The organism is Maribacter sp. (assembly GCF_016744255.1).
GTDB lineage: Bacteria > Bacteroidota > Bacteroidia > Flavobacteriales > Flavobacteriaceae > Maribacter_B.
Genome location: NZ_JADGES010000119.1, coordinates 1 through 9,820, shown reverse-complemented (window position 1 = coordinate 9,820; position 9,820 = coordinate 1). Strand labels below are relative to the sequence as shown.

10 protein-coding genes are annotated in these 9,820 nt (G+C 31.5%); 4 read left to right on the top strand and 6 right to left on the bottom strand.

Annotation, left to right across the window (positions count from 1 at the left end):
- The 3 genes from QZZ51_RS14930 to QZZ51_RS14920 all read right to left on the bottom strand — a co-directional run.
- On the bottom strand, positions 1-966 hold a 966-nt coding region (locus QZZ51_RS14930; protein ID WP_291871097.1), incomplete at its 3' end, for a DUF4272 domain-containing protein.
- Between the two features lie 186 nt (positions 967-1,152).
- A complete protein-coding gene (locus QZZ51_RS14925) occupies positions 1,153-1,449 on the bottom strand; it encodes a hypothetical protein (RefSeq protein WP_291871095.1) in 297 nt (98 codons plus the stop codon).
- A gap of 2 nt (positions 1,450-1,451) precedes the next feature.
- A complete protein-coding gene (locus QZZ51_RS14920; RefSeq protein WP_291871093.1) occupies positions 1,452-2,114 on the bottom strand; it encodes a hypothetical protein in 663 nt (220 codons plus the stop codon).
- A gap of 215 nt (positions 2,115-2,329) precedes the next feature.
- On the opposite strand from QZZ51_RS14920, the gene QZZ51_RS14915 reads away from it, so the two are divergent.
- The 4 genes from QZZ51_RS14915 (at position 2,330) to QZZ51_RS14900 (ending at position 6,193) form a co-directional block, all read left to right on the top strand.
- Positions 2,330-2,518: a hypothetical protein gene (locus tag QZZ51_RS14915; protein ID WP_291871092.1), complete on the top strand. Its 189-nt coding sequence runs from the start codon at positions 2,330-2,332 to the stop codon at positions 2,516-2,518.
- 211 nt (positions 2,519-2,729) lie between these two features.
- A complete protein-coding gene (locus QZZ51_RS14910; protein ID WP_291871090.1) occupies positions 2,730-4,460 on the top strand; it encodes a solute carrier family 26 protein in 1,731 nt (576 codons plus the stop codon).
- A gap of 55 nt (positions 4,461-4,515) precedes the next feature.
- Positions 4,516-5,925: an MBL fold metallo-hydrolase gene (locus tag QZZ51_RS14905; protein ID WP_291871088.1), complete on the top strand. Its 1,410-nt coding sequence runs from the start codon at positions 4,516-4,518 to the stop codon at positions 5,923-5,925.
- 142 nt (positions 5,926-6,067) lie between these two features.
- Positions 6,068-6,193 carry a hypothetical protein gene (locus tag QZZ51_RS14900; RefSeq protein WP_291871086.1) on the top strand — a complete coding sequence of 42 codons (126 nt, stop codon included), beginning with the start codon at positions 6,068-6,070 and terminating at the stop codon, positions 6,191-6,193.
- A gap of 260 nt (positions 6,194-6,453) precedes the next feature.
- On the opposite strand, the gene QZZ51_RS14895 is transcribed toward QZZ51_RS14900, so the two are convergent.
- From QZZ51_RS14895 to QZZ51_RS14885, 3 genes are all read right to left on the bottom strand, one after another.
- A complete protein-coding gene (locus QZZ51_RS14895; protein ID WP_291871084.1) occupies positions 6,454-7,362 on the bottom strand; it encodes an IS1595 family transposase in 909 nt (302 codons plus the stop codon).
- Positions 7,363-7,439: 77 nt separating this feature from the next.
- On the bottom strand, positions 7,440-8,816 hold the full coding sequence (locus QZZ51_RS14890) for an exonuclease domain-containing protein (protein ID WP_291871082.1): 1,377 nt from the start codon (positions 8,814-8,816) through the stop codon (positions 7,440-7,442).
- A 45-nt stretch (positions 8,817-8,861) separates the two neighbouring features.
- On the bottom strand, positions 8,862-9,602 hold the full coding sequence (locus QZZ51_RS14885; protein WP_291871080.1) for a LuxR C-terminal-related transcriptional regulator: 741 nt from the start codon (positions 9,600-9,602) through the stop codon (positions 8,862-8,864).
- Positions 9,603-9,820 lie beyond the last annotated feature (218 nt).

The following is a 9,820-nucleotide window of genomic DNA, read 5'->3' as shown; positions in this document are numbered from 1 at the left end:
TGGAATATTATTTAGATCTGCCATTTCATTAGGAAAGCCTAAATCATCTACAATGTTAAGTGCCCACATTAAGGTCCATATTCCTTCACATTTCCAGGTTTCGTATCTTTTCTTGTCTTCTGTTGGGTTATCAAGAAAATCTTTTTCTTTGGGGGTAAGTAGTTCGGAGATATTATTTTCAATTAAATATAGAACGGCCTCTGGTGCTGACAAATGATTAAAAGCAACAGAATTTGTGACAGTTAATATTGTTATTCTTTCTGTAATTTCTTTTACGGATCGTATTGTGGTTTCATTTACACTTTCTGTAAACGGTAAATTTTCATTTATCTTAATGTTATTTTTCTTCAGAATTATTTCATTTTCCTCTTTTCTTTTTAACTGGTCTTCCGTAATATCTGTTTGTTCCTTATCATAGTATTTAGATTTTATAGAAACATTTAAATTTTCAATTTCACAGTTGCCATTTTGGTCTAGGATTAAATTCGTGTTTTGATCTAAGAAATGTTGCGTGTTAGATCTTGAGATTGCTGTTTCTGGTTGAGCAAAAATAATGGCCTCAAAAGCAACAGATATTTTTTTAATTAATTTTTCAATCTCTTTAGTCTTTCCTTTATTCTGTTGAATAGAAAATTCAGAATTTATAGTTTGAATTTTTTGTAAAAAAAGCGTTTTAACCTTTTCGTTATTTGATGGTATGGATGTAATAAAACCATAAAGACCTTTTAGGTTTTCGTTTAAAGGGCAATTTTCTTCTTCATGTATTTTATAATCAGGTTGTATTCTTTCTCTATAAATTATTTGTAATTGGCTATTGGCCGCGAAAAGCCCTCCTTTAATTTCTATTGTAATTACTTTAGAGTCATTTAGGGTAGAAGTTGTTATTTCCCCTTTTGGGATATTGATTTTTAATAACGCTACTAATTTTTCGAACCCTAATTTATGCGAGTATAATGTACAAATCATTAATATTTGTTTTTCGTTTTGTAAATTTATATAATGCTTAATCCAAAATCAAAGCCATTCTTTTAAGGTTATTTTTCTCTAGGAATATATACCATATAAAGTGTCTGGTTAAATACAATTTACCGATTACATTAGTTAAACCTCTATGCTTAACAGCAATGAGCTTTGCATTAGTTAAGATACTCTTTAATTATATTTCGCATTTTTTACAATTTCTTTTAGGTCTTTACTTTTTTTGTAACCAACACCTATAACGGATAGCCCTATAGTACTAAACACAGCACCTACAGCTAACTTTCCGCCCATGTCATATATTGCCCAAATAAGACTATGTAAATGCTTTTCTTCATTAGAGTTTTCCCAAGCAGCCAAATCAAAATAGATAGTTACGCCAAATACAATAAGAACTATGCCTAGTATTAAGGCCCAAATTAATGGCTTGTTTGGGTTTCTTGACGATTTTCCAGTGTATATATTATCCATAACTATTCTTGTTTTTTAACGTCTTTAATAAACCCTGAGTAATTTAGATATTCTCCTTCATAGCGCTGAAATTTTCTTTCGCTAAAATGTTGCAGTGATGCTTTTATTGTTTCTCCTGTGAAGTTAGAGTTGTCTAAATCTACATTAGAGCCCTCTTCGGTAGTACTATTTTTATGTGGTTTTAAAAATAAAGTATCTCCATCTATAGCATTTATAAGGAGCCATGTGTCGGAACCCGCATAATTTACCTTGATCTTATCACCAATACTTGTATTTTCAATACTTTCTGTTGGATCAGCATTGCTTTTGTTTTGCCACATAAGATAACCAATGATTGCGCCTATAATTAAAAGTGGTGCTAAAAATAAAACTAAAGAAGATTTGATAACCTTTGTGCTTTTAGGCTTAATAGGAAGTTTAGATTTTTCATTTTCAAATCTATTTTCAATATCATCAGTCCACAAAACAGGAGCAATTTCTGTTTTGGTATGATGACAAAATAGCATTCCAGTGACCTTTTTTGATACCGTTATTAAGAATCCGGATTCAATACTAGACTGGTAAAAATTCAGTTCTAAACAATCTTGATTTCCACAATCTGGGCATTTGCTGGGGATTCTTTTTTTTCCTATTTGGTTAAAATGTTCGGTTGTTCTAAGTATCATAGCAGTGTTTTTTATTTAGGAGCAAAAATCAGACTTTATTAAGAAATATAACTCCCCGTTTTCAGTGTTTTTTTAAGGAGTAGGAATAGAAACTAAATTTTAAATATTCTTTATCATAGAGTAGTATGTTTACGATATAAACTTAAAATTAATGAAAATAAAAATTGTTTTTCTTTTACAATTGGTACAATTGTACGATTAATTCTCAAGAAATTATGACGGATTCCTTACCATACGAAAAAATTCCAGAAGTTGCTACAGAATACACCGCAGAAACCATTGTTTCTAGAATGGTAGATGGCTTATTTAAGGATTCTAAAGATATTTCTAAGCATAAAATTGTTTTTGAACGAAAAATGGAACTAAAGAATTTCCTTTTTAGAATCGGATTAGTGGGTCTATAGCAGATGATATTTGGCGTGCAAGACAAATTGTTGTTTTAAGACGTTCAGCTAGTAACCCTACAAAGCCTAAAGTAAACTCTTTTCTTGGCGATTTAAGAAATTAAGCCCCTTTAATCTATCTGTTTACTAGGGTTTTAAGAGTTTTTGTTTTATAGAAAATCTAGGATTGTAAATAGCATTATTATCTATAATTATGTGCTAAATTTGCTTTATGCATAGATTTTTTCCAATTATAGCTTGGTTAGGAAATTATAAAAAGAAGTTCTTTTTTAATGACTTGTTTGCAGGGCTTACTGTTGGTGTAATTCTTATTCCACAAGGAATGGCTTATGCTATGATAGCAGGATTGCCTCCTGTTTATGGTCTTTATGCATCTTTGTTGCCAGTTCTTTCCTATGTTTTTTTAGGAACATCAAGACAAATAGCAATAGGTCCAGTAGCGATGGATTCTCTTTTGGTGGCTGCCAGTTTAGGTACTTTGGCTATTAGTGGTATTGAGAATTATATAGCTATGGTTATTGTATTAACCTTATTAGTAGGTGCAATTCAATTTACTTTAGGAATTTTTAAAATGGGGTTCTTGGTAAATTACCTATCTAGACCCGTTATTAGTGGCTTTACTTCTGCAGCAGCACTAATAATTATATTTAGCCAACTTAAACATTTGTTAGGAGTAAAAATTGTTGGCAGTAGTGTTTTTCATCAACTTATTATAAATGCATTTGAAAAAATAGGCGATACCAATTTGTATGATTTTTTAATTGGTCTTATAGGTATTGTAATTCTAGTTTTATTTAAGAAAATAAATAAAAAAATACCAGCTATTCTCATTGTTGTAGTATTAGGTATTGTTAGTGTGTATTATTTAAAATTAGAAAATTATGGAGTTAAATTAGTGGGTTCTGTTCCTAGTGGTTTACCATCTTTTAAAATACCAGAAATAGATATGCAATTACTGTCCGATTTATGGCCAATGGCTTTGGCTATTGCAATGGTGGGGTATTTAGAAGCTATTTCTATAGGGAAAGCATTAGAAGAAAAAACCGGAGTAGAAACCATAGAACCTAATCAAGAGTTAGTGGCATTGGGAACATCTAATATCATAGGTTCTTTTTTTCAGGCCTATCCAGTAACGGCAAGTTTTTCAAGATCTGCAATAAACGGAGATGCAGGAGCAAAAACCAATTTGGCAGCATTATTTTCTGTACTGATGGTAGTGGTTACTTTACTTTATCTTACCCCTATTTTTTATTATTTACCAAATGCGGTTTTAGCAAGTATAATCATGGTATCTGTTTTTAAACTTATAGATTTAAGTTATGCTAAACAATTATGGTTTCATAGAAAAGATGAATTCTTTGTGCTGTTTGTTACTTTTTTGGCAACGCTTTTTATAGGGATAAAAGAAGGTATTTTAATAGGAGTTTTAATTTCCTTGTTACTCATGGTTTATAGAACTTCTAACCCACATTTTGCTGTATTAGGGCAAATAAAAGATACCGATTATTTTAAGAATATAAATAGGTTCGAGAATGATGTTGTTTTGCAAGAAGATTTATTAATTGTTAGGTTCGATGCGCAATTGTATTTCGCCAATACATCTTATTTTAAGAAAGAACTGTTTAAGTATATAGACGCTAAAGGTCCTGCATTAAAAGGTGTAATATTAAATGCAGAAGCAATAAACTATATAGATTCTACGGCGGCTAATATGTTAAAAAAGGTGATTTTAGAACTTCAAGAAAGAAAAATTAACTTTTATATAGCAGGTGCTATAGGACCAACAAGAGATATTATCTTTACAAGTGGTATTATCGATTTAGTACAAAGAGAAAATCTATTTGTAAAAACGAATGCTGCTGTAGCGTATTTTAATAATCCCGAAATAACAGAAGGATTAGGAATTAAGATAGCGCATCAGAATAAAACATATGGTAACTAATGTTACTGAATAAGAATTTATTTACCACTATTTTTGTCTTAATAAGTTGATAATTATGATTATAGAACAGATTTATACAGGTTGTTTAGCGCAAGGAGCCTATTATATAGAAAGTAACGGAGAAGTAGCCATTATAGACCCTTTGAGAGAGGTTGCGCCGTATATTAAAAGGGCAGAAGATGCTAACGCAAGTGTAAAGTATATTTTTGAAACGCATTTTCATGCAGACTTTGTTAGTGGTCATGTTACTTTATCTAAAAAAACGGGTGCTCCTATAATTTATGGGCCTACAGCTAGTCCTTCTTTTGATGCTATAATAGCTAAAGACGGGCAACAATTTAAATTAGGAGAGCTAACAATAATAGCATTACATACTCCAGGGCATACTATGGAAAGTACTACCTTTTTGTTAAGAGATAAGGATGGTAAAGATTACGCTATTTTTTCTGGAGATACTTTGTTTTTGGGAGATGTTGGTAGGCCAGATTTAGCCCAAAAAGCCGCTCATTTAACGCAAGAGCAATTAGCAGAAACTTTGTTTGATAGTTTAAGGAATAAAATTATGCCTCTAGCAGATGATGTTATTGTATACCCTGCGCATGGAGCTGGTTCTGCTTGTGGAAAAAACATGATGAAAGAAACGGTAGATACTTTAGGGAATCAAAAGAAGATGAACTATGCCCTTAGGCCAGATATGACAAAGGAAGAGTTTGTAAAAGAAGTTACAGATGGTTTGTTGCCTCCGCCAAAATACTTTCCTTTAAACGTTCAAATGAATAAAGAAGGGTACGAAGATATTAGTGTTGTATTAGATAGAGGTACTACGGCTTTATCTCCTAAGGCTTTTGAAGTAGCAGTTAATGAAACTGGCGCTATAGTTTTAGATGTTAGAAACCAAGCAGAATTTGTAAAAGGGCATGTTCCTCGTTCTATCTTTATTGGATTGAATGGAGATTTTGCGCCATGGGTAGGAGCCTTGATAGCAGATGTAAAACAACCTATTCTTTTAGTAATTCCGGATGGGAAAGAAGAAGAAGCAATTACACGTTTATCAAGAGTTGGTTTTGATGGTACCATTGGTTATCTAAAAGGAGGGATTGCAGCATGGAAGAATTCTGGAAAAGATTTTGATACTATTTCGTCTGTTCCTGCAGCAGATATACAGGAAGAATTAAAAAGTAATACAATACCAGTTTTTGATGTTCGCAAAGTAAGTGAGTTCCAGTCAGAGCATATAGTTGACGCTATAAATACGCCTTTAAGTGATTTAAATAGCCATTTAGCAGAGTTTCCAGAAAAGGGTACATTTTATGTGCATTGTGCTGGAGGGTATCGTTCTGTTATTGCTGCGTCTATATTAAAAAGCAGAGGTATTCATAATCTTGTAGATGTTGCTGGTGGTTTCGCAGCAATAAAAAACACAGATGTTGCTGTAACAAACTTCGTGTGCCCTACGACATTGTAGTACTTGCATGCAGAAGCTAATTAGGCTTGCCTGTGAAAGTTAGAAGAGGCTTAAAAAAAACAGAATACTGACTTTTATCATATTCTTTATTTGGCTAAGGCCTTAATTTTACATTAAATAAAAAAATATTAAAATGTTACATATGTTACCTCTAGTAGATTGGACCAATGGTATTATCATGATAGGAATTTTTGGATTAGTTTGTGTCGGTTTAGTTGCTGCTCTATTGATTTTTATGAATAGCGGAAAAAAGGAAGATGATGTGTAGCTGAAAAAATTACGGCATACCTTGTTGTTACGGATGAGTTAGAGTTTAATGTTGTTGCATTAGACTTTAACTCATTTTTTTTATGTCTAACTATAAAGTTTGTTTTATAAATTATTTTACTTATATTTAGTAAGAATTAAGCTACATATTAAGTATTTAAAATATATAAAAATTGGTTAGTGGTAAGTTGGTGCCTTAAAGAAGTGTTGAGGGCACCAACTTTTGTTTTTTATAATAAAATATTGAATATCCGTTATTTATCATAATCCTGTAATGCCTTCTATCACTAGTCTGTCGAATAATTTTTCTCCAAAATAGCGTCTATTCAACTTGTATATGAATTCATTGAGGTATAATTGAAGGTATTTACCTTTGATTTTATGATAATTCCCTAATAAGTTTCTTTTTGCATTGCTGATTGTTATATGTACCCATTGCAAAGTTTCAATTGTTGTTTGTTTATCTGATTTTTCAGAGATATGCAACTCTATATAATCTGCAATATCCACATAGGAAGTACTTTGATCACTAAATACTATGGTTGATTCTTTGAGTGTGCTCTGAAGTTTTTGCGTTACCTCTTCTTTTTTATGGGTTTCTAGTACTTTAGCCTTGAAGTATCTACAATGTTTTGACTTCTTACCTGTAGTAATGTCTTCTAATGGAATAGATTCTGCAGAAATGGCGACATTTTGTTTTCCTGCCGAACCACGTCCTCTCTTACCTTTACTTTTCTCTAGTTCTGTAGACTCAACAGTAAAATAGCCTTCATCAAATTCAATCATTCCTTCAAGTGTATATCTAGCATCCCTATTACCCATAGCCTTTCGAAGTTTATGAACCATAGCCCATACTGGCTCATAACGTTTGAGACCAAGCTGTTTCTGTATCTCTTTAGTAGAAAAACCTTTTTTTGTAACACTCATTAAAAACATAGTTTTATACCAAAGTAAAAAAGGAAGGTTTGAACTCTGCATGATTGTACCACTACGCAACGATGTCCGAGAACGACACTTCTTACATTCATAACTCCATCGACTCTTTATCCAATAATGTTCTGTATGGGAACAAGCATGGCACGAAACGCCAATTTTATCCCGCTCCTCTTTAAAATGCACTCTACAAGACTCTTCGCTATCAAAATGAGCCGTAAAACTAAATATGTTCATCAGTGAGTTTTTATACAAATTACGATTTATTTAGCCATTATGAGTGTTTACGGATATTCAATAAAATTATGTCGTTTTTAATAATTAGTTATAGCCGAAATAATATTTTTAGGTTTTTTCTGCACGTAACTTTGTATAATTCTTAAAACATCTAAATTGTGTTTTTGTGGAATAATAAAAGCGCTTACGTCCTCTAAATTATTTATCTGTTCTTCTTTTGGTATAAAACCATAACCTTTATATTCTCCTTGATTTACAAGTACTACAGAAAATTCATCTTTTGCTCTTCCTTGTTCTTTTATAAAATATGTTTCTTGGGAATTTTCTATACTCTCTAATGCTTGTTTTACACGTTTGTTATAAGTTTCAGGTATTTCTTTTTGTTGGCAAATTCCGTTGCATTTTTTTATTTTATAATGAGAGCATTGCTCTATATCTTCTTGTAGATGACAGTATTTAGGACATAGGTTAAATTCTTCACAGATTTTTTCCAAAGCGAATCTACAATCTGCTATACTAAAAAAATGATGTACAGAATTTGGGATTAATTTTATTTTATTATAAGCTATATGTAGAATCCCATTTCTATCTTCGTAGCTAAAAATACCATATTGCATGGTAGTTTTCTTTTTGGCTTTGTTATAAATGGGCATTTCTTTTTTTATGGCAGCAGATTCCATTAATAAAGCTAATAGTTCGCTTCCAGAAGTTTCAAAATCTAAATGTGCTGTATTTGTGCACATTTCAATCTCTTTAGTACTCTTATTATAAAAATGACTAAGTACTCTTTTCTTTATATTAATAGCTTTGCCAATATAAATACTCTTGTTTTTGGCATCTTTAAAATAATAAATTCCAGCCTGGCTTGGAAGATTATCAAATTCTTCTTTAGGTAAAGAAGGAGGTAGAGTATTTTCTTGAGATTTACTGTTTAAAAAGGATTTAAAAACCCCTTCGGCGCCTTCTGCTCTTTGTAGTTTTTTAAATAAAAGTAAGGTTGCGTGGGCATCACCACGTGCTCTATGTCTATTGCTAAGAGGTATGTTTAAGGAAGAACACAGCTTTCCTAGACTGTACGATTGAAAACCAGGTATTAATTTTCTAGATAAGCGAACCGTGCAGAGTTTTTTACGGCTATATTCTATGCCAATATTCTGTAATTCGTTTTTAATTACATTATAATCAAAGCCAACGCTATGTGCTACGAATATGGTGTCTTTAGTGATTTCTAGTATTTTAGGGGCAATTTCTTTTAGTGTAGGAGCATTGCGCACCATATTATTATCTATTCCTGTAAGTCCGGTTATAAAGTAAGAGATATCACATTCAGGGTTTACAAGACTGGTAAATTCTTCTATAACCTCGTTTCCATTGTATTTAAAAATGGAAATTTCGGTAACTTTATTACCCTTAATTCCATTCCCTGTTGTTTCAATATCAATTATAGTATACATGCTTCCCAAGTTCGATGGAAAGTTAAGAAAATATGTAACTGCTATTTAGCCTATAATACCGTTTTTTTTACAAAAGGATAAAACATCATCTGTAGAGTGAGATTTAGCTTTTCTTAAAATATTTTTTCGGTGTGTTTGTACGGTTAATTTACTTAAGCATAGTTGATTTGCTATTTCTTTTGAGGTGTATTTTTTTGCAATCAAGTTAATAATTTCCTTCTCTCGTTTCGTGTAAAAATCCCTATAGAGTTTATAGATTACTTTTTTAAAGGCAATTAAATCTAATTCTTTTGCATGAAATTCCCATTCTACGCGGTCATGGGTTTCTATAAAAGAAATATCAGTTAATAAAGAAAAGTTACTTATCATCTTCCCTTCATCGTCTCTTTCTAAAACAGAAGATTGCACCAATATTTTGCTATAAGTACCATCTTTTTTTAAGAATCTAAAAGAAAGTAATAAATGAGATTCTTTGTTTTGAATAGGAATGTTTATAACATGAGAGACAACACCTGTAGTAATATTTTTAACCAATTCTCTATCCTCAGGGTGTGTATAAGCAATGATGTCTTCGGTGTTAAATTCACTTAATTTATAACCTGTTAAATTTTCTAAACCTTTTTCGTAAACAATACCTCTTGATCGCCAATTTGTGACATAGAAGCATTGCTTGCTATTTAACGGAAAATGGTTAAAAATAGCATAGTTTTCTAGCTTACTATTGTGGGTGCCCGTTGTTTTTTGAATGTCTTCTCTGAGATTTTTTATTTCGTTTCCTGCTTTCATTTTTATAAGTAAAGCATTATAGGCTAATCGATATTTTTAAATTTAGGGAACTTAAAGAAAAGCTAATCAGGGTTTTTTTAATAGTGTACAATGATAGGGTATAGTTGCTTTTTTTTATAAAAAAAACATATACCGTAATCGATTGTTTTCTCTTGGCGCAAAGTCCTATAAACGATTAAAAGATTGATTAGCTTTTGTTTAAGAGGCCACTAAAATAG